The 22,684-nt window shown below is 27.0% G+C and carries 21 protein-coding genes and 2 tRNA genes; 8 read left to right on the forward strand and 15 right to left on the reverse strand.

Annotation, left to right across the window (positions count from 1 at the left end; all coding sequences use genetic code 11):
- Positions 1–161 precede the first annotated feature (161 nt).
- Positions 162–1,892 carry a hypothetical protein gene (locus tag QZ306_RS10765; RefSeq protein WP_295163329.1) on the forward strand — a complete coding sequence of 577 codons (1,731 nt, stop codon included), beginning with the start codon at positions 162–164 and terminating at the stop codon, positions 1,890–1,892.
- A gap of 9 nt (positions 1,893–1,901) precedes the next feature.
- Here the strand turns inward: QZ306_RS10765 and QZ306_RS10770 are convergent, their stop codons facing one another.
- The 3 genes from QZ306_RS10770 to QZ306_RS10780 all read right to left on the reverse strand — a co-directional run bounded on the left by QZ306_RS10770 (position 1,902) and on the right by QZ306_RS10780 (position 2,489).
- Positions 1,902–2,243: an ankyrin repeat domain-containing protein gene (locus tag QZ306_RS10770; protein ID WP_295163331.1), complete on the reverse strand. Its 342-nt coding sequence runs from the start codon at positions 2,241–2,243 to the stop codon at positions 1,902–1,904.
- 66 nt (positions 2,244–2,309) lie between these two features.
- Positions 2,310–2,383 (reverse strand) — tRNA-Ala (locus QZ306_RS10775).
- Between the two features lie 32 nt (positions 2,384–2,415).
- Positions 2,416–2,489 (reverse strand) — tRNA-Ile (locus QZ306_RS10780).
- A 170-nt stretch (positions 2,490–2,659) separates the two neighbouring features.
- Between QZ306_RS10780 and QZ306_RS10785 the strand changes: the two genes are divergently transcribed.
- The 7 genes from QZ306_RS10785 (at position 2,660) to QZ306_RS10815 (ending at position 10,452) form a co-directional block, all read left to right on the forward strand.
- On the forward strand, positions 2,660–3,973 hold the full coding sequence (locus QZ306_RS10785; protein WP_295163333.1) for an AI-2E family transporter: 1,314 nt from the start codon (positions 2,660–2,662) through the stop codon (positions 3,971–3,973).
- Positions 3,970–4,500 carry an SRPBCC family protein gene (locus tag QZ306_RS10790; RefSeq protein WP_295163335.1) on the forward strand — a complete coding sequence of 177 codons (531 nt, stop codon included), beginning with the start codon at positions 3,970–3,972 and terminating at the stop codon, positions 4,498–4,500. The genes QZ306_RS10785 and QZ306_RS10790 overlap by 4 nt, the downstream gene beginning before the upstream one ends.
- Positions 4,501–4,573: 73 nt before the next feature.
- On the forward strand, positions 4,574–5,518 hold the full coding sequence (locus tag QZ306_RS10795; RefSeq protein ID WP_295163337.1) for a phosphatidylglycerol lysyltransferase domain-containing protein: 945 nt from the start codon (positions 4,574–4,576) through the stop codon (positions 5,516–5,518).
- A gap of 126 nt (positions 5,519–5,644) precedes the next feature.
- On the forward strand, positions 5,645–5,887 hold the full coding sequence (locus tag QZ306_RS10800) for an FmdB family zinc ribbon protein (RefSeq protein ID WP_295163339.1): 243 nt from the start codon (positions 5,645–5,647) through the stop codon (positions 5,885–5,887).
- Positions 5,888–5,953: 66 nt separating this feature from the next.
- A complete protein-coding gene (gene rlmN / locus QZ306_RS10805; protein WP_295163340.1) occupies positions 5,954–6,982 on the forward strand; it encodes a 23S rRNA (adenine(2503)-C(2))-methyltransferase RlmN in 1,029 nt (342 codons plus the stop codon).
- Positions 6,983–7,057: 75 nt separating this feature from the next.
- Positions 7,058–9,721 carry a DUF4132 domain-containing protein gene (locus QZ306_RS10810; protein ID WP_295163342.1) on the forward strand — a complete coding sequence of 888 codons (2,664 nt, stop codon included), beginning with the start codon at positions 7,058–7,060 and terminating at the stop codon, positions 9,719–9,721.
- 8 nt (positions 9,722–9,729) lie between these two features.
- Positions 9,730–10,452 (forward strand): polyprenol monophosphomannose synthase, encoded by a 723-nt coding sequence (locus tag QZ306_RS10815; RefSeq protein ID WP_295163344.1) that lies wholly within the window; start codon positions 9,730–9,732, stop codon positions 10,450–10,452.
- Here QZ306_RS10815 and aroA read toward each other — a convergent pair.
- The 12 genes from aroA to QZ306_RS10875 form a co-directional block, all read right to left on the reverse strand.
- Positions 10,449–11,708, reverse strand: coding sequence for a 3-phosphoshikimate 1-carboxyvinyltransferase (gene aroA, locus QZ306_RS10820; protein WP_295163346.1), 1,260 nt, complete (start codon positions 11,706–11,708; stop codon positions 10,449–10,451). The genes QZ306_RS10815 and aroA overlap by 4 nt on opposite strands.
- Before the next feature lie 32 nt (positions 11,709–11,740).
- A complete protein-coding gene (ftsY, locus tag QZ306_RS10825) occupies positions 11,741–12,697 on the reverse strand; it encodes a signal recognition particle-docking protein FtsY (RefSeq protein ID WP_295163348.1) in 957 nt (318 codons plus the stop codon).
- Positions 12,698–12,829: 132 nt separating this feature from the next.
- Positions 12,830–13,438: a rubrerythrin family protein gene (locus QZ306_RS10830; RefSeq protein WP_295163350.1), complete on the reverse strand. Its 609-nt coding sequence runs from the start codon at positions 13,436–13,438 to the stop codon at positions 12,830–12,832.
- A 278-nt stretch (positions 13,439–13,716) separates the two neighbouring features.
- Positions 13,717–14,904, reverse strand: coding sequence for a PLP-dependent aminotransferase family protein (locus QZ306_RS10835; protein WP_295163352.1), 1,188 nt, complete (start codon positions 14,902–14,904; stop codon positions 13,717–13,719).
- A 154-nt stretch (positions 14,905–15,058) separates the two neighbouring features.
- Positions 15,059–17,266 carry a transcript cleavage factor gene (locus QZ306_RS10840; protein ID WP_295163353.1) on the reverse strand — a complete coding sequence of 736 codons (2,208 nt, stop codon included), beginning with the start codon at positions 17,264–17,266 and terminating at the stop codon, positions 15,059–15,061.
- A gap of 5 nt (positions 17,267–17,271) precedes the next feature.
- Positions 17,272–18,252: a hypothetical protein gene (locus QZ306_RS10845; RefSeq protein WP_295163355.1), complete on the reverse strand. Its 981-nt coding sequence runs from the start codon at positions 18,250–18,252 to the stop codon at positions 17,272–17,274.
- Positions 18,253–18,547: 295 nt separating this feature from the next.
- Complete coding sequence (locus tag QZ306_RS10850) at positions 18,548–18,730, reverse strand: hypothetical protein (protein ID WP_295163356.1); 183 nt, start codon at positions 18,728–18,730, stop codon at positions 18,548–18,550.
- 100 nt (positions 18,731–18,830) lie between these two features.
- Positions 18,831–19,538 (reverse strand): phosphatase, encoded by a 708-nt coding sequence (locus QZ306_RS10855; protein ID WP_295163358.1) that lies wholly within the window; start codon positions 19,536–19,538, stop codon positions 18,831–18,833.
- A gap of 9 nt (positions 19,539–19,547) precedes the next feature.
- Positions 19,548–20,171, reverse strand: coding sequence for an AAA family ATPase (locus QZ306_RS10860; protein WP_295163360.1), 624 nt, complete (start codon positions 20,169–20,171; stop codon positions 19,548–19,550).
- Between the two features lie 105 nt (positions 20,172–20,276).
- On the reverse strand, positions 20,277–21,077 hold the full coding sequence (locus tag QZ306_RS10865) for an AAA family ATPase (RefSeq protein ID WP_295163362.1): 801 nt from the start codon (positions 21,075–21,077) through the stop codon (positions 20,277–20,279).
- Between the two features lies 1 nt (position 21,078).
- Positions 21,079–21,273 carry a hypothetical protein gene (locus QZ306_RS10870; protein ID WP_295163364.1) on the reverse strand — a complete coding sequence of 65 codons (195 nt, stop codon included), beginning with the start codon at positions 21,271–21,273 and terminating at the stop codon, positions 21,079–21,081.
- Positions 21,274–21,397: 124 nt separating this feature from the next.
- Positions 21,398–22,357: a radical SAM protein gene (locus QZ306_RS10875; protein ID WP_295163366.1), complete on the reverse strand. Its 960-nt coding sequence runs from the start codon at positions 22,355–22,357 to the stop codon at positions 21,398–21,400.
- Between the last annotated feature and the right edge of the window lie 327 nt (positions 22,358–22,684).

Consider the following 22,684-nt stretch of genomic DNA (forward strand, 5'->3'; position numbering starts at 1 on the left):
CGTTTACATAATATCACTATAATTTTCGGATTGTTTAAAAAAAACAATAGAAAAAAATTATGTAAACTCAATTAATAAAAATAAACTGAAAATAAAAAAATATTTTGCAATTTTTATCTACTCTAGTATAATTTAACGATACAAAATTATGAGTATTTTTTATGAAAGATATATTAAAATATATAAAATACAGAATTGACCGAATGCTTAATAGAGGCTTATTATACCAGTTAATACTATTAATATTTGCAATAATAATTCTTCTTTTAATAGTTTCAGTATTTATAATAATATTTTTTAAATATCCTGCAAAAGATGCATTTTGGGATAGTTTAATGCAGTTTATTGATACCGGCAATATATCATCTGTGGAGGGAAATAAAGGAATATTAATAACTTTTTTAATTGTTACTTTTATAGGAGTATGCGGATGGGGTTCTCTTATAGCTATGATAAATAAAGCGCTTCAGGACAGAATTAATAATCTAAGCAAAGGAAATGCTTTTATTATGGAAAAGAATCATTCTATTATTTTAGGATACGGAGAGGAAGCCCTAACTATAATAGAAAACTTTATAAAAACCAAAGCAAAAACTATTGTAATACTTTCTGAACATAATATTGATATAATAAGAAAAAGAATATCTTTTATAAAAGGATATAAAAAAACTAATATAATAATAAGAGAAGGAGCTCTGGGCAGAATTGAAAATATTAAATTACTTAATATAGCAAAATCATCAAGCGTATCAATAATAAATAATGATGATACAGAATCACTTAATATACTTTTGGCTTTAAAAAAAATTGTAGAAGAAGAAAAAATTGACAGCAGAATAAATATATGCATGCTTGTGCATGAAGAAGATACAATTGAAATTATAAAATCTATTGAAGATAAATATTTTGTCATACATATAATTTATAAGTATGAAATATTATACAAGCTTATAGCTCAAAGCATAATTTATACGGGGCTAAGCAATGTTTATGAGGAATTATTTTCCAATGATGGAAATGTGTTTTATATAGAAAAAGATCATAATTTTAACGGCTCTAAATTTGAAGAAGCCGCTTTAAAATATCTTGACAGAGGAATGATATTATTGGGCATAACCAAAGAAGACAGAAGTCAATTATTAATACCAAACTATGAGCATTTATTAAAAAAAGAAAACAGACTTGTACTGCTTTCAAAAAACAATAATGATGATTATTCAAAAGAATATGATAATATAAAGCCGAATATTATAAAATATAAAAATAATATATTACTGATATGCGAGGAAAAAAGATATGATGAAATAATAAAAGAAATTTCTGAATATATGGAAAATCATAATATAAGCATACTCAGCTATAATTTAATAAAATCTCAAAAAAATAAATATAAGTTCATAAGGCAGAAATTAAAAGATGAAGCTATAACAAAAATAGTATTAATATCCGAAGACAATATTACTGATGTTAAAAGCATCAATATACTTCTGATTATAAGACAGGTTATAAGAAAAGAAAATTTAAATATAGCCATATTATCTTTATTGAACTCCATACAAAAAAGAAATTTAATATACTCCGATGATGTGAGAGATTTTATAGTAAGCGGTAAATTAATAGGAATGCTTATGGCTCAGGCATCATTAAGTTCAAATATATTATATATTTTCTACGGACTTTTAAGCAAAAACGGAAAGGATATAATAATATCGCCTTATTCAGATTACTTTGACGAATCTAAAATTTTTAAAGAAGCATATTTATATTTGCTTAGAAAAAAAATTATAATAATTGGAATAAAAAGATATAATGATATTGTTTTAAATCCTAATAATAGCTGCATGCTAAACAGAAAAGATGAAATTATAATAATAACAAATTATATTTTATAATAAATGAAGCTATTCAAGCAGTTTTATTATATCTGTATAATTTTTTTGCTTAGCGTAAAACAAAGCATTATTTCCGTATTTATTTGCTATTAACTTATCGGCATTAGCTTTTATAAGCAATTCAACCGATTTTATATGTCCACCCATACTTGCTAGTATAAGAGCTGTATTTCCTACATCATCTTGTATATTAATATTGATATTTTTATCAATAATTTTTTCTATAATATCCTCATCGCCGAAAACTGCAGCATCTAAGAAAGCTTCCTCATCTTGACTTAAAGCGTATATATTACTAAAAGGGATTAATATAATGGACAGCATCATAGTTATGGATAATAACATCTTCATAATTCTGATAAGTTCTTAAAATCATAAAATTATATTGTATTTAAAAATTACTTTTTAATAAAAATATGGAGGTTATGGGGATCGAACCCACGACCTACTGCTTGCAAGGCAGTTGCTCTCCCAAACTGAGCTAAACCCCCGTTATATGCAATAAAAAAGGAACCTGAGCGTGTGGGCCTGGGAGGAATTGAACCACCGACCTTTCGATTATCAGTCGAACGCTCTAGCCATCTGAGCTACAGGCCCTTAGAATCATTTATTAATAATATGGGCTGAATTATACCACAAATAAAAAAAATAGCAATACCATTTATTAAAAAATACAATATTTTTCAATAAAGTTTATAAATATCATTGTAAAAAAAATATTTATATTATATTATTAACATAACTAATTTAAATAAAAAATATATTATATGATTAACAAAAACGGTTATACTTCCAAAGACAATAATAATTCTCTGACACATAACAGAGTTTTAATTATAGGAGGAGATATATTATTAATAGCAATAATAACCAGTGCTTTTTTTTATTTTTGCTATTTAATAAAAAATATAATAAATCCTATTATCTTATTTATTATTATTATAGCAGCATTAATACCTTTTTGGAAATATATATGGGCAAAAATTTCATTAGTATTAATATTAGCGCTGTTCTCTTTATGGATTATAAAAGAAGCAGGATATTTAGTTGCACCTTTTATATGGGGTATATTTACTGCATATTTATTTAATCCTCTGATAAGTAAAATACAATATAAAATGCCTAGAATATTAGCGGTGCTAATGATATTCATACCGCTTTTAATAATAGCTATAATATTCGTTGTATTTATAATACCAAGAATCATAGAAGAGATTGGAATAATATTAAAAAGCCTGCCTCAATATGTGGATAAAACATATAACTTAATTTCATCAGTTTTAATTTCAATATCAGATAAATTAAACAGAACCATAGGAAAAAGTTTTGATATAAACTTAGAAATAGATTCTAATGCAATAAAAGATTTTCTATTTGGAAATAACGGAATTATGACTTTATTTTACAAAAAAGCAATGGATTTAAGATTTCAAAATATAAACAGCGTTATTTCCATATTCAGCATTATATTTTCATATTTTGTAATACTGCCTTTTGTTACTTTTTATTTAATGCTGGATTTTAAAAATATACAGGTAAATATAATAAAATTAATACCTATAAGATGGCAGAAATATGTAAGTAATATAATAAGAAGATCAAATTATATTATAAACAGCTATATAAGAGGAATGACAGTACTTGCTGTATCATTCTTTATAATAACTTATATGCTGCTTTCTATAGCAAATATGAAATACGCACTTGTACTAGCTTTACTTAGAGGATTATTAAATTATATACCGTTTATAGGACCTTTCATCGCTTTTGCAAGCGCATTATTTACAGGAATTATAACCGATATTGTATGGTGGCATGGAGCTTTAAAAATATGCGCTATATACGGATTTATACAGATACTTGATTCAGGACTTATTGCGCCTAAAATACTTGGAGATTCCGTTCAAATTCACCCTATTGCCGTAATGTTCAGCACAATTATAGGAGGCGTATTATTCGGATTTTTAGGAGTTTTATTTGCAGTGCCTTTCTGCAGTATAATACTGTTAATACTAAAAAATTTCTTTGATAAATATTACAATTCAAAATTTTATACTTTAAATAGAAGGGAAAATAAATGATTATTTATGTAATACCTATATTCATAATACTGCCTCTGATACTTATGGCTGTTATGATATTTCTTCCGACTTTTATAGGAAAAAGAATCCCTCCTTCTTTTTCAAAAGAAAAAACTCAAATACTTAATATGCAAAGAAATGAACTATATAATCTTATCATAAATTATGAAAATTATCCCGCTTGGTTAAAATATATTTCCACAGTTCATACCGAAAAAATATCTGGAAACAAATTAAAAATTATGCAGACTTATTCAAACAGAAGAACTTATCAGGAATTAATAGAGGTAAGAAGAATAGAAAACAGCGAAATATCTATAGTAAAAACAGAAAATGAATTTACGGCTTTATGGACTTATATATTTGAAGATGCAGAAAACGGCAAAACCAAAATGACTATAAAAGAAACTATGTATGTATATCATCCATATTTGAGATTTATGCTTAAATATATACTTACAGATGAAAACTGCAAAAGCGATTTTTTTAGAAGAGTAAAAATCTTTATTAATAAAAACAGCCAATAGTATATATGCATCATTTACATTAATTAATTTTGATATATAATATGCAGTCAATAAAATAAAAAGGATAAAATATATGCTTGATTTTGAGCCTATCACTTTAGAAAAACAAGAACTTTATAATAAATATTTTTCCATAACTCCTCAGCAATCGGCAGATTATACATTTATGAATATGCTTGGACTGAAAGATATATATATGATTGAATGGGCATTTACTGAAAAATTAGTTTGGATAAGACAGAAGTCTCCGTATACTATATATTGGGCACCTGTCGGAGATTGGTTTAATTCCGATTTCTGCAATGGTATCAGTCCTTGCGAAATATCAGGAGAGGCTATTATAAGAATACCGAAAGAACTTGCCTTATTTTGGGAAAAAACTACAAAAATAAAAATGAAAGATTCCAGAGACGAATGGGAATATATATACGATTTTAATGAGCTTGCATCCCTCCCTGGCAAAAAATTTCATAACAAAAAAAATCTGTATAATCAATTTATAAAAAATGAATTTGAATACAAACCTATAGATAAAACCATTATACAAGATATACTTGATTTTGAATCCGAATGGGAGGAATATGAAAAAAATAATCAAAATTATATGGAAGAATGCGAAACTTTCAAAAGCGGAAAATTATTATCGCATGAAGTAAGAGCTGAGGCTGATACTATAATGATAAAAACATTGCTTGCTAATTGGGATATTATAAAAAATATAATAGGAGGTGCTATTTATATTGATAAAAAAGTTGCGGCATATACGATAGCTGATTTGAGTATGAGAGATACTATAGTAGTTCATTCTGAGAGAGGAGATAGAAACTATAAAGGAACTTATCAGGCAATAAACAGAATGTTTTTAGAAAATTTAAAAAATTATATAAGCGATTATGAAAGATTTAAATTTGTAAACAGAGAGCAGGATGTTGGGGATTTGGGACTTAGAAAGGCAAAACTGTCCTATAATCCGATTAGCTATATAGAAAAATATAAAGGTTTTTGCACAGACTTTTAAATAAAAAAAATATATATATATGCATTTTATTTTATACAGCTCTTAAATATAATAATAAATAATTATACTTGACAGATTTTTATTTAAATATATATTATTCAAAATAATTTAAAATAAGGAAAAACTATGCCTACTTATGAATATAAATGCGAAAATTGCGGAAATGAGTTTGAAGAGTTTCAGTCAATAACAGCCGAAGCTAAAGCGTACTGTACTAAATGCGGAAGCGAAGCTAAAAGAATGATATCATTAAACAGCGGTATTATTTTTAAAGGCAAAGGATTCTATGTTAATGATTATAAGTCAAAAAATGATAATTCAAGTTCTGCCGGCAATAATGATAATACCCCACCTAAAATAAGCTGCTGAGTAATATAAGTTTATAGAAAAAATAAAATTATTAATAATAAAAATAATAAACTTTTAAGAATAATTATGGCTAAAAAGATATCTATAATGAATATATCGGAAAATGAATTATCAAGATTCTGTATAGAGAATAATTTTCCTAAATTTCATGCCTCGCAAATACTTAATTGGATATATAAAAAATATGCATTAAGTTTTGAGGAGATGAGCAATATACCTAAAAATTTAAGAAACTTATTAGATGAATACTATTTTATACATAATTCAAAAATAGAAAATATATCGGAAGATGAATACGGAACGCAGAAATTATTAATTTCATTATATGATAAGAAAAAAATAGAATCCGTTATACTGAATAAAAAAGACAGAGTAACTTTTTGTTTATCATCTCAGGTAGGATGCGGATACGGCTGTGCCTTCTGTGCAACGGGAAGTATGGGCTTATCTAGAAACTTAACAGCAGATGAAATACTTGCCGAGTTTATTTTAATGAGAGCTGTAACTAAAAAAGTTAATTCTATTGTTTTTATGGGTATGGGAGAGCCTTTAGCAAATACAAAAAACCTTTTCAAAGCAATAGAAACCATCAATTCTTTTAAAGGTTTTAATTTAGGTATAAGACATATAACAATATCAACTTCAGGAGAGGCTGCAGGAATAAAACAGCTTATAGAAAAAGATTTAGACTGCAGATTAGCTGTTTCATTACATTCTCTGAAAAATGAAATCAGAGATAAAATTATGCCTATAAATAAAAGATATCCGATAGAAAATCTTACAGCTGTTCTTAAAAGATACAGTAAAAACGGAAAAAGAATGATAACTTTTGAATGGGTTCTTATTAAAGATATAAATGATTCGGTTAATGATGCATACAGAATAGTTAACTTAAAAAAAGAATTTCCTTTCAAAGTTAATGTCATACCTATGAATCCTGTAGATCATGCGCCTCATTTACAGAGACCTAATAAAGATATTATATTAAGATTTAAATCCATACTTAAAGATAACGGAATTGAAGTAATTGAAAGATTTAAGCAAGGTCAGGAAATACTTGCAGCCTGCGGACAATTAGCTGTTAAAAATTTTTAAGTTAATATTATAGTATTTATTTTAATAATAGTATAATATTAAAAACAGATAATTTTTATAAATAAAGGGTAATTTATGGAGAAATTTAATAGTTCTTTATTCAGCAGAAGATACGATGGCTATAATTTAGAAAAAGAGATATGCATTATTAATAAAGGAATAATTGAAAATGATGTATATGCTTTAGACTTTTTAAGAGAAGCCAATTGTACTTATAATAGAGACAGAGAATATTTCTATTCATTATATAAAACCTTAGAAAACAGCAGCAATTGCGGAATGTATCTAATATTAACAGCCGTACTTTTAAAAAATGAAGATGAAAAAGCTAATTTGGAAATAGCCGATAAAAAAATAGATTTACTTATTCAAAAAATGTACAATTCATACTATGTAAAATATAATATTGCGGAACATATAGGAACTCCAAACAGTATAACTGTAATAAATAATGATATTATATATGAAGATGATAAAAGATATGAGTTAATAAAAAAATTTCATACAAAAAAATCGGCATTCGGATATTACAGTGCTTTAAGACCATATAGACCTTACAATATAAAAAAAACTCCAAGCGCAGATGATATAGAGTTTATAAAAAAATGTATATTAAACAATTACAGAATATATTATATTTTACTGCTTTCCGATTACTCTAAAAAATCCAAAAAACTTCTTAATATAATACTAAAAACCAATAATTATAAATGCTTAATATATTTAATTTTAATCAGAAAAGAAGGCTTCAATATAACATATCAGGAAAGTTTAGACTATCTTCTTAATCTTGATATGCCTTTATCAGATATTATTATTTCTTATATATTTTTCTATTCATATAATGATAGAATATCATATTACAATTCATTTGCAGTACAAATAAAGAATAATGATTTTAATAATTTCTTCTATTCTATTATAAAGAAAAACTCTGAATATTTTGAAAACTTATTCTCAAATAAAAATTTCATAAACAGAGTCACAAAAAACAGTAGAAACTTTATTCCGTTTTTAAATGAACTTTACAGCAAAGAAATAGATTTTAAATCAAGCAAGATATTATGTTCTCTTTTAGGAAGTAAATCGCCTAATATAAGAAAAGCATCTATAAAAATAATAAACCGTAAAAAAAATGAATCTTATAAATACCTAAAAACTTTAAATAGCAATTTAGCTAAAGATATATTAAAAAAATGGAAAAATAAAAAGATAATTAAATCGGGCTTCAAAGATATTAATAGCATAGTAGCTTTTGTTAATAAAAATTATAATAAAAAATATGAAAAAAATCTATTATGCTTAGACGAATCATTATTATACGGCGTTAAAATGAAAGATTCTAATGAAGTTATACCAATAATTATTATAAAATATATATATTTGGAATATTCAAAACTCAAACTGCCTACAAAGATAAAATATTTAGATAAAATTATTTCATATTTCAATTTTGATTCATTTATCAATGTAATAAAAAACATATATGACAGATGGATATTTGAAGGAGCTGATATAACTTATAAATATGTTATGATGCTGTATTTAGTATATGAATCGGAATATAAAATAGAAAAAGTAATTTATAATTTAAAAAATTGGTGCGAATCTGGAAGAATTTCGCTTGCAAATTATGCTATATCAGCATTAGCTTTCAATGGAAGTATTTACTCCCTCATTCTTATAGATTATATACAAACTAATTTTAAATACTATCAAATAAAAAATACTTCCAAATCGGCATTTAAATCCGCTGCAAAGAAACTTAATATTTCAGAAGATGGATTAGAAGATAAAATAATACCTAATTTTTCTATAAATAAATACGGTAAAAAAATATTAAAAGACGATTTTAATTCATTTACTTTAACTATAAATGAAAAATTATATATTGAAAAAATATACGATAATAAAAATAAAGAATATATATCAAAAATAGATAAATACTGCAATATAAGTGAAAAATTACTAGATGAATTTCATAGCTTAAAAAACAATATAAAGTCTATATATAGATTTCAATCTCTAAGACTGCATAAAGCATTGATGACTGGAAAAAAATGGCAGGCAAATAATTGGAAAAATATATTTATAGAAAATTATATTATGAGTCTGCTATCGGATATTTTTATATGGACTGTATATAGTAAAAATGATAAAATATTAAAACATGTCAGATATGATAAAAAATCAAATAAATTCTTTACATTAGATAACGAAGAATATAAAATAAACAGTCGTCATAAATTATCATTAGCAAGCTCTATAGAAATGACAGATGAAGAAATTAAAAAGGCTAAAAAACTATTGGCTAATTTAAATATAAAACAGCCTTTTAATCAAATGCAGAAAATTAATTTTAATTTTAAAGAGGGAGATATAAAAGAAAATATTATTATAAAATACAGAAATAAAGAAGCAAAAATAAAAGTATTCAAAAAATTAGCAGATTCTATAAATATGGAATTAGACTATGAAAACTCATATATAGTGGGATATAAGATTATAGAAACATCAATATCTGTTGGTATAAAAATTAATTTAATAGGTATAGATAATGCTATAGATGATAATGATATAATTATGTTCGGAGATATCGTATTTTATAATATAGATAATAATGAAGTATTTTCATATAAAAATATAATGGATCCTAGAACATCTCATGAAAGATATGTAAAATACATAATGTTTAATATAGATAATCATATAAGAAAAAATAAAATCAATAAATTTTAAGGAAAAAAATGAAAGCCGTTATAGTACTTCCAACATATAATGAAAAAGATAATATAGAAAAAATGTTAAACACCGTGTTAGAACTGCCAAAATATATAGAGATATTAGTTGCAGATGATAATAGTCCTGACGGTACCGCAAGTATAGTTGAAAAATATCTTAATAATAACAGAGTACATCTTTTAAAAAGAGAAAAAAAGGAAGGACTTGGACCTGCATATATTGCGGGGTTTCAGCATTCATTTAAATACAATCCTGATTATATAATAGAAATGGACGCAGATTTTTCTCATGATCCTAATTTTGTAATAAAGTTTATAAATAGAATGGAAGAAGAAAAACTTGATTTGGTTATAGGCTCAAGATACTGTAATGGAATAAGTGTTGTAAACTGGCCTCTAAGAAGACTTTTTTTATCATACTATGGAAACAGATATGCCTCATTTATATTAGGATCTAAAATTATGGATATTACAGGCGGATTTAAATGCTTTAGAGCATCCGTATTGAAAAATATGAATTTCAAAAATATACTTTCTGCAGGGTATTCCTTTCAAATAGAGATGAATTACTCTTTTGAAAGCAACGGATATAAGGTGAAAGAAGAACCTATAATATTTTATGAAAGAAGAAACGGGCAATCAAAAATGTCTAAAAACATAATAGCAGAGGCTTTATTCAGGGTAATAAGGTTAAGATTTAGAAATAAGAAAAAATATTTTAATAGTTAGATAATTACAGCGCCTATACTTCTGAACTGATCTATAAAATTAAAAGAAGATTTATTAATAGACATAGCATCATCTATTACAATATCACTCTCAGAAACAATTGAAGCTACTGCAAGAGACATAGCTATTCTATGATCATTATGAGAAGTTGTATTTCCTCCTTCCAGCTTCTCAACGCCTTCTATATATATTTCATTTTCAGTAACTTTTATCTTAGCGCCTATTTTGTTAAAACTATCTTTAAGATCATCTATTCTATCGCTTTCTTTATATTTCAATCTGGAAGCATTATATAATTTAGTAACGCCCTTAGCTGTGGACGCCAATGCAGTAATAATAGGAGCCAAATCTGGTATATTGGAAACGTCTATATCCATAGCATTAAGTCTCCCAGTTTTTTTTACTGTTATGGAATTATCGCTATTATAAATTATAGAAGCCCCCATAAATTTAAGTATATTAATAATTTCCTTATCGCCCTGTATTGAATATTTATTAAGACCGTATAAGGCAACTTCTCCTCCCAAAGCACCCGCAGCAGCAAAAAATGCGGCATGAGACCAATCAGATTCTATTTCATAATCAATTGAACAATATTTCTGATTACCGTATACTTCTATTATATTATTTCCTTGTCTGCAAACTTCTATGCATGCGGATTTAATAATTTTTAAAGTCATCATAACATAAGGAGCGGATTGAAGCTCGCCTTCTATAATAATTTTAGAATCTCCGTCTAATAAAGGCAATGCAAATAAAAGTCCGCTTACAAACTGGCTGCTTACATTTCCAGCAACTTTAAAATCTCCGCTTTTTAATTTTCCTGAAACATTAAGAAAATCTTCACCTAATTCAAATTCCAATCCCTGCTCTTTCCATATATTTTTATAAATATCTATAGGCCTTGAAAATAATTTTTTAGATCCTTCAAATTTACAATCAATACCCAATGCTGATATAATAGGAATTAAAAGTCTTAAACTAGTGCCTGATTCTTTTACATCTATATTAAGTTTATTTTTAATAATATCTTTAGGTATAACTTTAAGTCCGTCATCAATAATTTCTAAATCGGAAAAATTAGAGACAGCTTCTTTAGTAACTTCTATATCAGCACCTATATTCTTAATCCAAGGCTTTATTATGCTTGGCTTTTCAGATAAAGATGATGCTATTAAAACCCTATGCGCATCGCTTTTGCTCATTTGAATATAAATAGATCCGAATATCTCAGAAGGCTTAATAGTTAAAGACATAATACAACTCCAATATAAAGTTTAATTAAATTTCACTGCAGTACGGCATCAACAAAACTCTCAGCATTAAACTCTTTAAAATCATCAACTTTCTCTCCTAATCCTTCATAGTATATAGGAAGCGATAAATAATGCGCCACGCTTAGGGCAACACCTCCTTTAGCGGAACTGTCCAATTTTGAAACTATAGCTCCTTGTATATCCAAAGCATTAGTAAAAACTTTAGCCTGTTCTATGCCGTTATGCCCCACATTGGCGTCCAATACCAATACAGGAATAAAATTAAATTCGGAAAATCTTTCCTTAGCTATTTTTTTCATTTTTTCAAGCTGTCTTAGTAAATTTTCCTGATTATGAAATCTTCCTGCGGTATCTACTATTACTATATCCGCATTTGATGATTTAGCTTTATCCAATGCTGAAAATAATACGCTTGCAGGATCTCCCGCCTGCTGACCTTTAACTATTGCAACAGAAAGCCTATTAGCCCATTCTTCCAACTGCTCTATAGCCGCCGCTCTAAATGTATCAGCCGCCGCTATTATAATTTTATGTTCATCTTTAAGTATATTTGCCAGTTTTGCTATTGATGTTGTTTTACCTACCCCATTAACTCCTACTATAAATAATATGTTTTTATCTTTTAATTCTAATTTTTTTGATATGAATTTTGATACTAATATTTTTCTTAAATATTCTTTTGCATCGGAAGGCTCTTTAATATTGTCTTTTTCTATTGCTTCTCTTAATTTTGAAATAATATCTTTTGTAGTTTCGACACCTGCATCTGCGGTTATCAATTTATTTTCTAAACCTGCAAAAAACTCATCATTAATTGACGATGTATTAAAAATAGATGATAAAGAAAATTTATTTTTAGAACTTGTTAAAGATACTTTAGGCTTGCTTTTAGATTTTATTATTAATAATACTGAAAGAATAATTAAAATTATTATAAAAGTGCAGACTATAACATTCATATAAGGCATTTATTAACTTCTCCAATTAAAAATTATTTAAAATATAATATAAGCTATTAATAATTTGTCAAGTTATAATAAAATAAAAAGCATTGATAATAATTAAATTATCAATGCTTTAATTCTTAGCTATAAATATAATTAACTAAAAGCCTGAAAAGAACTAGCTGAGGCATTGCATAAAGGACATTTATCAGGAGCCGAACCTGCTTCAACATATCCGCAAACAGGGCATAAATAATAAACTGTAGGCAAAGTTTTATTAGCATTTAAATCCTGCATAGTTTTATTGTATAATGCAGCATGAGTTTTTTCAACGGAAGCTATTCTATTCATTAAATCGGAAACATTTTTATTATTTTCTGATAAGGCAACCTTGCTGAAAACTGGATACATTTTTGTATACTCATAAGTTTCGCCTGCTATACCGCTTTTTAAATTATCATTATCAGTACCTGATTTAACAGTATTAATTTTAGCCGTTAATGCCTTAGATGATATTTTTGAAGATACAGCCATATCGCTTAAAAGTTTGGCATGCAAAGCTTCCGCAGCAGAAGCGGCTTTAAACATTGCAGCAACACTTTTATTCTGAGTTCTTTTAGCAAACTCGGCATAGCTTGCAGATGCATTCATCTCGCCATTATATGATTGCTCAATAGCATCTAAAGTAGATTTAGCTGTTTGTCCGTATACAAAACTAGCAAAAATAAATAAAGACAGCATAAATAAAGTTAATTTCTTAATCATTTTTTTTCCTTTTGACTTAATTTTTATATGCGCATATATATAATATAGAACAATTAATTTAAATGAAAGTAAAACAAAAATAATTTATTATTATACTTGACAACTATGTACTCCTTAGGATCGCTTTTTTTATTATAGTTTTATATTTTATTATTTCTATTATTGTTTTTTTATTTTTTAATTTATTATTTAATATATTTATAATGTTATTTTTTGCGTCATCAAAAAAGAAGCTAAAGAACGAGTACAATAATATTTTAAATAAATAATAAAAATTATTATTTACGCATTTTTTCAATAACTTTTGACAATATTAATATGCCTTTGTCAATATCTTCAGGTTTAGAATTGGTATAATTAAGTCTTACAGTGCCTAAACCTCTTTTAGCTTCATAAAAAGGCTCTCCTGCAGCAACTGCAACTCCTTCATCGGAAGCTTTCCTTGAAAATTCAACGGCATCAATTCCTTTAGGAAGCGACGCCCATATAAACATACCTCCTTCAGGATGCGTCCAATGCATATCGCTGGGAAAATATTTATTCATAGCTTCCAGCATATAATTACATTGCCTGCCGTATAAATCTATTATTCTTTTTATATGTTCATCATAGTCATTATCCTCAAGATACTGACTCACAACCAACTGAGAAAATGTAGATGTATGCAAATCTATAAGCTGTTTATAATCTTTCATTTTAGTATATAATTCTTTATTTCTGCATGCTATCCAGCCCAATCTCATACCTGGAACAACAGTTTTAGAGAAAGTTCCAAGCAGTATAGCCTGCTCTCCCAAATATATTCCTAAAGATTTTTGAGGCTCGCCTCTGAATCTTAACTCTCCGTAGGGATTATCTTCTATAAAAAAAGTATCCTTATCTTTTATAATATCTGCTATGCTCTCTCTAACGGCATTTGTATATGTTATTCCTGTGGGATTTTGAAAGTTAGGAACGGAATAAAAAAACTTATGATTATATTTATTCACAGCCTCTTTAAACTCGTTAATATCCGCACCGTCTTCATTTAAATTAATAGTATGAATATTAGGATTATAAAGATGAAATGACTGTAAAGCAGCCAAATAAGACGGATCTTCAACTAAAACATCATCATCAGGATCTATCAGACATGAAGAAATAATATCCAATGCCTGCTGAGAACCATTAGTAATGAGTATATCATTAGAATTAATATCAATACCTTGTTTTTTATATCTGTTTGAAATAAACTCTCTTAAAGGTCCGTATCCTTCAGCACTATTATATTGCAGAGAATAGGCGCCTTTAGTATCCAGAACTTTATTTACAGCGGCTTTAATTTCTTCTACAGGAAAAGATTTTGGATTAGGCAAACCGCCTGCAAATGATATTAAATCGCCCTTAGCTGCAACCTCAAGCATAATTTTAACAAAACTGCTTTGAAAATCTTCTTTTAATGCTCTTTTTGATAATCTTAATTTCATAGTAATATCCATTTAAAAATTTGTTCTATATTATACACTACTATTAACAATAATGCTACATTATTTTTTGATTTTTTATATATAGTAATTTCATAAAACTAACTGTATATAAAAAATACAGACTTTTAAAAATCCGCAGATTTATATTAATTTGCTATATTTTCCAATTAGGAAAGCGTTTTATAACGGCAGAAATAATATCCGTTTTATAATGCTGCTCCAAATTAACAAGCTTTTGAAATTCACTGAATATTATTTTAACATCATCTTCAGATTCATTTTCTATAAATTTAAGCAAATAAGCTTTATCAAATACCAAATCATAAACAGACTTCAAAAGTTTTCTGGACTGAGCGGAAGTTTCTTTTTTATCAACTATCTTTAATAAATGAGGTATTATATTAAGAAGTCCTATCATAAGGGAATTTTTATTGATATTTATATTAACTTCTGCATTATCATAATATTCACCGTCTAATATCTTTTGTGCAAAATAAACAAACGATTCTGGACACTCTCTGTAATGAAGAAATATATCATCTATAGTTTTTGCAAGCATATTAGCTTTCCCATCTTCAAATAATTTATTTACTATAAGATAATGATTTTTAACATGAGAAGAATAAAGCATTTTTAATATTATATTATAATAGTCATCTCTTCTTCCGTCCCAAATTGCTTTTATAAATTTTTCCCTGTAATTAGATGAAGGAAGAATTTCATAAATATGAGTATAATCATCAATATCTTTAACTATATCCGAAAGCAAAGGTATGCCGCTGCATAAATTTGACTGACTTCTTAAATATATTATGCTTACTATTCTTGCATCATTCGGCGATTTTTTATCCTTAGAAACATTAACAAAATAGCTGTTCATTTCTTCTGCTTCTTCGGAATTCATATTGGAAGTATATGTCAAATATTCCATATATATTTGATATTTTTCAAAGAAATTATCCGCTTTATTAAATTTAGATAAACTCTCGGCATCATAAGTATCAGCTTCTTCATTATATAGGAAAGTATTTTTATCAAATTTAACAGCAGTAGAAGCTCTCACATATTTCTTAGCGCCTTCAATCCACTTAGTATACAATGACTCTGACAACACAACATAAGGTTTTGATGTTAATTCATGCTTTAAATCTTTTGTAGTAATGCTTTTTTTATATTTTAAAATAATAGTTAAAAGCTCTGTAGGGTTTTCCTCAGCTATTTTTTTAATTTCATTAATTCTATAAGCCTTATATACATTAATGTCATCATCAGGCAATGTTGTAAGGGATTGTATAGCCATATCAAATGTCATTTTTCTAATATCTTCCTGAGATACAAATTTTATATTAACATTATTAATATCTATAGACTTAATTTTACCTACACCGAAGTTTCTGTGAATAACATATTTATCAACATCATATTGTATATACTTCTCAAAAATATCTATGCAGTCTTTAGGCTTCTTATTTACATTCGTAATAGAAGATATCTCCTCTATTTTTTCAAAAAGCGTATGATTGGGATATAAAGCCTTATATACATCTACAAGTCTGTGTCTGAAAAATTTAGCCTTTTTATTATTCTGCGCCACTATATCCTGTTCATAATTAAGAAGATTTTTTATAGTTTTTAATGCATCGCTGTATCTGTTATTTTCAAAGTAATGAAAAAATATTATCTTCCAAACATCTATCATTATATTAGAATCTACTAATGTGTTTAAAGCATTTTCATACTTAAGCAGATAATTATAATTATCAGGCTCATATTCCAATACCTTTTTAATATCGCTTTCTGCATTATTTCTTTCTCTTAAAAGATTCCTTTCAAAAGCAATTTTATAATAATGCACAGCGCTGCTTATATCTCCTGACATCTCTTTTGTATGCGCTATCTTTTCTGGAAGTTCAGGATTAGAAACATCAAATCTTATAAGTCTTTCCCAAATCTCCAATGCTTCGGCATCTCTATTGCTGCTTTGATAATAGCTTGCCAAATATCTTAAAGCATAATCGCTTTCATAATATTCATCTAAAATCTTATGGCATATAAACTCTACTATATTCCACTTTTTAGCATTTTTAAAAATACCTAAAAGTTTCTCCAAACTCATATCCGAATAATTTAAAGTCTTTAAATTTAAAAATCCGTTTGCATATAATGCTGATATATGATTAGGATTTTTCTCAAGCTGCATCTTCGCAGTCTCCATAGCCGTATTTATATAATTAATGTCATTTATATCGTTAATAATACTTGATAAATCTGCAAAGTATTTAGCGGTATAATTAAGCAGCGGTTTTCTAGTGAATGTTTCTTCTGAAAATATCTTTTCCAATTTTTGCAGAGCTTCTGACATGTTAATCACTCCTTATATAATATTTTTATGTAGTATTGCAGTAAGTCTTTATCTATCATAGCCATTTTTCTGCCCCATACTTTAATCTCTTCTGCATCGGAATCGCTTTGTCTCATAATAAGATATGCCGTTAAAAAAGAGTATGAAGATAAAAGCTTTGGGGCTGTTATTTCTCTTAATTTTAACTTTCTGTAATCTGCCTCCAGACGAGATATATTTCTTCTAAGCTCAAACTCTTCCTGTTCGCTCAAAGGCCTTTTCACATCTAATATATTCATAAGTTCGCCGTAAGCGCTCATCCATAATATTATCTCTTCCTGACTATTATTATGAACTCCTCTTTTAATTATTATATCTTTGATTTCTCTAAGTATTTCTATTCTTATATTTTCAAACTCTATGCTTAAAGGATCATAAAATAAAGCATCTCTTATATACATTTTGCACTTTTTCTCATCGCCTAATATATTATAAAGCATAGCAATATAACTGAGAGTCTTTGAATTATAAGGCTCTATAGTATTTAAATATTCATAAGACTTTAATGCTCTGGAATAATCCTTTAATTCTATAAAAGCATTGGAAAGCAAATGCAGCTCTTCAGCGCCTTCAATATCATTGGTATTCAGCTGCATTATTAATTCTATAATTTTATTATATACATAATAATGTATAGCTTTAATTGATATTAAATTATCATCATAAGATTTACCTCTTACAAAAATACTAAATTTTTTATACGAAGCATCTAAAAGCCTGCAATATTCTATACTGTTTCTCTCTGCGCTTTTAAACTTTTCCAGTCTGTTAATCCAAAATTTAACGCAAGATATATTTTCATATAGATTTTCACATTCAAAATCTTTTGACATAATCCTATCAAAATCTTCCATAGATTCCGTAAACAAACCATGCTTTAATTTAGTTTCTATAATGCCGAAAATATCTTTAACCGTCTCCTTTCTAGAAAATAATTCTTCTTCCATTATAATTTAAAATAAACTACTCCTATAAAGTTAAAAACGTATAGAGATATACGCATACTATCTATAAATATAATCAAATAAATACAAATTGTCAAGCAAAAAATACATTAATTATTATAGGCGCATATAAAACCCGACTTTTAATAATATTCTTTATATATTAAGATAAGAATTATATAAATTGTAAGAAGTTATTAATACAACATATTCTTAAAAGTAAAAATAATATAATAATATAAATATAATCAAAAATAGATGACTGCAATCCCACTGCTGTATTTTCACTTTAAAAAATCTATAACATAAGAAAAAATATCTTACCAATTATTCCCACTATTATTATGCCTAATGCGGGAAGAGTTGATATTTTAATATTTATAAGACTGTCATGCTTTATATTAAATACGGCAAAAGTATACAAACTCATAGATAAAATGGTGCAAGATAATAAAAAACTTATTTTACTTACTTCAAACATATTAAGAGAATCCAAAACAGGCTTTGTTATTATACCTCATTCTATTCCTCATACTGCACCTATGGAAGAAACAAAAAATCTGATAATTAAAAAAATACTATCATTTTTCTATATTAAGATATCCAATCAATCTGTCATAATCAGCATTGAGTACAAGTCTTTCAGGAAAGTCTATAGATTTTAATAATTCCAAAGCATCTTTATGATCTCCGACTTTATATTTTGAATGGGCATCGGATGTAACTACAATATTAACTTCATATTTTTTACAGGTTAAAGCAATTTCCCTGCATATAGCAAAACTTCCTTTTCTTATAATAAATGATGAAGAATTAATTTCTATAAGCTTATTATATTCTCTGCATAACTTTACTATATATTCGATATCAAATTCAAATTTAGGATTTCCTATATGTCCCAAACAGTCAATATCATCATTTTTTATAACTTCGGCGTATCCGTTAGTATGTTCTTTTTTAGAAAAGGGATGTATAGAATCTTCATGATAGGAAGCTATAGCAAAATCTAAATAATTTAATATATCTGAACTCAAATCTAATTTTCCATGATAATTAATTATATTAGCTTCGCAGCCTCTAAGAAGTCTTACTCCGTTTATATAATCAGGCAGATTATGCATAGCTCTGAAATGCACAGCTTTAGCTCCGTCGCTGGAAGCAGGTCCATGATCGGTTACAGATAAAACCAAAAAACCTTTTTCTTTAGCCGAAATCATCATTTCATCAACTGTACTGTAAGCATGTTCGCTTACCAGCGTATGAGTATGTAAATCAGCTATTATTTTCATAAGATTTACCTATTTATCAGATATTGATTTTACCGCATCCAATATTATTTTTACAGTATTATCTGCTCCTATAAAATCACTGTTCAAGCAAATATGATAATTTCTTGCATCTCCCCAATTCTTTCCAGTATAATAATTATAATGCTTAGCTCTTAATTTATCCCTTTCTCTAAGTATTTTCTCTATATTTGAACTGTCTAATTTATATTCGCTGACTGCTCTTTTAATTTTACTGTTCATATCCGAATAAATAAATACATTAATACAATTATCCATTCCCTCCAATACATGATTAGCGCATCTTCCAACTATGACACAGGAATTTTTTGATGCTATTTCTTTAATAACATTACTTTGGGCAAAAAACATAGTATCTTGCAAAGACTCTCCGCTTCCGAAAACCATATTTCCTGCATAAGAACAAGTTATTGCAAAATTAAAAAGAGAAGATCCCGTTAATTTCTGTTCATTTTCTTTTATATATTCTGATGAAAAACCTGTCTTATCCGAAGCCATTTCTATTATAGCTTTATCATAAAAAGGTATATCTAATTTTTTTGCAGTCATTTCTCCTATATATCTTCCGCCGCTTCCGAATTCTCTGCTTATAGTTATAACAATATTTTTACTCATAACATATACTCCATAATATGCACTTGCAACAGTTTAGCAGTATTATATATATTTGTCAAATTAAAAAACATAGCGCATAATAATTTAAAATACTTTTATTAAAAATCAGAAAAAGTCTGAAAAAGTTTTTTCTTTTGCATTTTCATCTTTCATAACTCCTATATCATACAAATACCTAGTAACCGATAATGAAAAACTACCTTTTATAGGAGTTTTAGGATATAGTATTATAATAGGCGTTCTCTTTTGTACTGAAATCATAACTTTTTCTTCATCAAAAAGAACAGGGCCCAAAAGAACCAAATTAATATCTAATGAAAATTTTGCAGTTACTTTTTTAACTTCTCTATATAAATTAATAGCCCAGTCTATATTTTTTACTTTATTAACTATAAGATACATTTTATCGGTCATATTATTAACATATATCATCTTCATAAGCCTGTAAAGATCCGTAAGCGATGTTATTTCAGGATTAGCTATAAGAATAATATCATCAGACATCTCATAAAAACGCATCATAGGCTGAGTAATTCCAGCAGCATAATCTATGACAACATAATCATAATCTTCAGCCAAAATCTTTAAATCCTTAGCAAGATTTGACAAATTAAAATCATTTTCAAATTGTACAAATCTCTGTATATTAACTCCTGCACTTATAACATCTATGCCATGTTCGCTTTTTATAACGCAGTCTTTTAATGTCAAAGCACCTTCAAAATATTCCTGTAATTTAGATTGAGGTTTTACATGAAGCAGTATAAAAACATTAGAACAGTTAATATCTATGTCAAATATTAAAACCTTATATCCTCTAGAAGCCAGTTCTGCAGAGAAATTTACAGAGCATAAAGTTTTTCCTGCACCGCCCTTTCCGCTGGAAAAAGATATTATTCTTCCCATATTATTGTCCTGTATACAATTTTAATACCTGAGCCACTCTAAAACGAACATTCTCGTCCCAATCCAGTATATGCGGCTTTAATGCTTTAATTACAGCCGTTTTGTTGGTATTATCTACATTTTTTGCCAATTCTTCAAGAGCTTCAAGTCTTTTTTCAACCTCTTCGCTTTCCAAAAGTGCAAAAATTTCTTTCATAAACTTTCCTTAAAAAATCAAACAAATAATACTTTACTTAATTATACATTATATAATATTTTTGTCAAAATATAAAATGATTAATTAAATTTAATTTTTATTCTGTTTAATAAAATTATCGTCATTATAAAAAAGGTTTTTCTTTAGTAAAATCGGGCAGATAATTTTCAGAACTTTCTATTTCCTGAATTAATAGATTCTCAAATCCCAAATCCAAAGCATAATTAACTATATCATCATATTCTTTTTTATACAATTTTCTGTTAATATTTTCAAAACTCAAAGCTTTAAACTTAGGACTATACTGCGACATTAAAGATATAAAGCTATTTAAAAATCCTCTTTCCTTAAGCTCTATCAATATATCATAAGAATCCGATTCATTATTAGGAAGAACTAAATGTCTTATTATAATGCCTCTTTCAGCAATTTTTCTGTCATTAATATATAAATCTCCAACCTGACTTTTCATTATTTCCAAAGCATTTACTGCAGTATTAAAATAATTTTCAGCTTTTGAATATTTAAAAGCTTTATCATCAAAAACATATTTTAAATCAGGCAGATATATATCAACAATGCCTTCTAAACAATCTAAAAGTTCTTTTGTATCATAACCATTTGTATTATAAACTATAGGCAAATTGAGCCCTTTTTCCAAAGCGTATTTTAATCCTTTCAAAACAGGATATATCACATGAGAGGCACTTACCAAATTTATATTTTCAGCCCCCTGATTTTCCAAATACAAAAAATAATCGCCCAATGTTTTGGTATTAATTATACTGCCCAATCCTTCAGAGCTTATCTGATAATTCTGACAAAATACACAGTTTAAATTACATCTTGAAAAAAATACCGTACCGCTTCCGCCTTCTCCTGCAAGCATAGGTTCTTCTCCGAAATGCAAAGTATGAGAAGCTGTTTTTATATGCTCCGTATCTTCAAAAATTTTACATCTTCCTATATTGTTTTTATTTCTATCAACATGACATATATGTCCGCAGCATATACAGCTGTTATAAAGAAGTTCAGCTTTTTCTAAAGCTTTGTATATATTTTTTAAATGTTTTTCATTATACATAATTTATCCCTATTAATTAAAAAATTATATATAAAAATATTATGCCTTTAAAATTAATAATTATTTATTGTCTGCTTCTAAATATTTAATAGCCCATTCAACTATTATGATGCATTGTGTTCTTACTCAGTAATTTTTTTGAGAAACATGCATTATTTTATCTTAAAATGCAAACTATAATACTGATTAATTTAACGCAATACATTTTATTAATAACTTTATAATATTCTTATAAATCGCTGTATTAAGTAATAATTATTAAACTGATATAAAAAAATTATAAAATAAAACAGCCTATTATATTATAATAATAGACCGCTTCATTTT

Origin of the sequence: uncultured Brachyspira sp. (assembly GCF_910588665.1) — a bacterium.
Classification (GTDB): Bacteria; Spirochaetota; Brachyspiria; order Brachyspirales; family Brachyspiraceae; genus Brachyspira.

Coding starts and splice junctions, on each gene's coding strand:
- QZ306_RS10765 (WP_295163329.1), top strand. CDS start 162: ATGAAAGATATATTAAAATATATAAAATACAGAATTGACCGAATGCTT.
- QZ306_RS10770 (WP_295163331.1), bottom strand. CDS start 2,243: ATGAAGATGTTATTATCCATAACTATGATGCTGTCCATTATATTAATC.
- QZ306_RS10785 (WP_295163333.1), top strand. CDS start 2,660: ATGATTAACAAAAACGGTTATACTTCCAAAGACAATAATAATTCTCTG.
- QZ306_RS10790 (WP_295163335.1), top strand. CDS start 3,970: ATGATTATTTATGTAATACCTATATTCATAATACTGCCTCTGATACTT.
- QZ306_RS10795 (WP_295163337.1), top strand. CDS start 4,574: ATGCTTGATTTTGAGCCTATCACTTTAGAAAAACAAGAACTTTATAAT.
- QZ306_RS10800 (WP_295163339.1), top strand. CDS start 5,645: ATGCCTACTTATGAATATAAATGCGAAAATTGCGGAAATGAGTTTGAA.
- rlmN (WP_295163340.1), top strand. CDS start 5,954: ATGGCTAAAAAGATATCTATAATGAATATATCGGAAAATGAATTATCA.
- QZ306_RS10810 (WP_295163342.1), top strand. CDS start 7,058: ATGGAGAAATTTAATAGTTCTTTATTCAGCAGAAGATACGATGGCTAT.
- QZ306_RS10815 (WP_295163344.1), top strand. CDS start 9,730: ATGAAAGCCGTTATAGTACTTCCAACATATAATGAAAAAGATAATATA.
- aroA (WP_295163346.1), bottom strand. CDS start 11,708: ATGTCTTTAACTATTAAGCCTTCTGAGATATTCGGATCTATTTATATT.
- ftsY (WP_295163348.1), bottom strand. CDS start 12,697: ATGCCTTATATGAATGTTATAGTCTGCACTTTTATAATAATTTTAATT.
- QZ306_RS10830 (WP_295163350.1), bottom strand. CDS start 13,438: ATGATTAAGAAATTAACTTTATTTATGCTGTCTTTATTTATTTTTGCT.
- QZ306_RS10835 (WP_295163352.1), bottom strand. CDS start 14,904: ATGAAATTAAGATTATCAAAAAGAGCATTAAAAGAAGATTTTCAAAGC.
- QZ306_RS10840 (WP_295163353.1), bottom strand. CDS start 17,266: ATGTCAGAAGCTCTGCAAAAATTGGAAAAGATATTTTCAGAAGAAACA.
- QZ306_RS10845 (WP_295163355.1), bottom strand. CDS start 18,252: ATGGAAGAAGAATTATTTTCTAGAAAGGAGACGGTTAAAGATATTTTC.
- QZ306_RS10850 (WP_295163356.1), bottom strand. CDS start 18,730: ATGTTTGAAGTAAGTAAAATAAGTTTTTTATTATCTTGCACCATTTTA.
- QZ306_RS10855 (WP_295163358.1), bottom strand. CDS start 19,538: ATGAAAATAATAGCTGATTTACATACTCATACGCTGGTAAGCGAACAT.
- QZ306_RS10860 (WP_295163360.1), bottom strand. CDS start 20,171: ATGAGTAAAAATATTGTTATAACTATAAGCAGAGAATTCGGAAGCGGC.
- QZ306_RS10865 (WP_295163362.1), bottom strand. CDS start 21,077: ATGGGAAGAATAATATCTTTTTCCAGCGGAAAGGGCGGTGCAGGAAAA.
- QZ306_RS10870 (WP_295163364.1), bottom strand. CDS start 21,273: ATGAAAGAAATTTTTGCACTTTTGGAAAGCGAAGAGGTTGAAAAAAGA.
- QZ306_RS10875 (WP_295163366.1), bottom strand. CDS start 22,357: ATGTATAATGAAAAACATTTAAAAAATATATACAAAGCTTTAGAAAAA.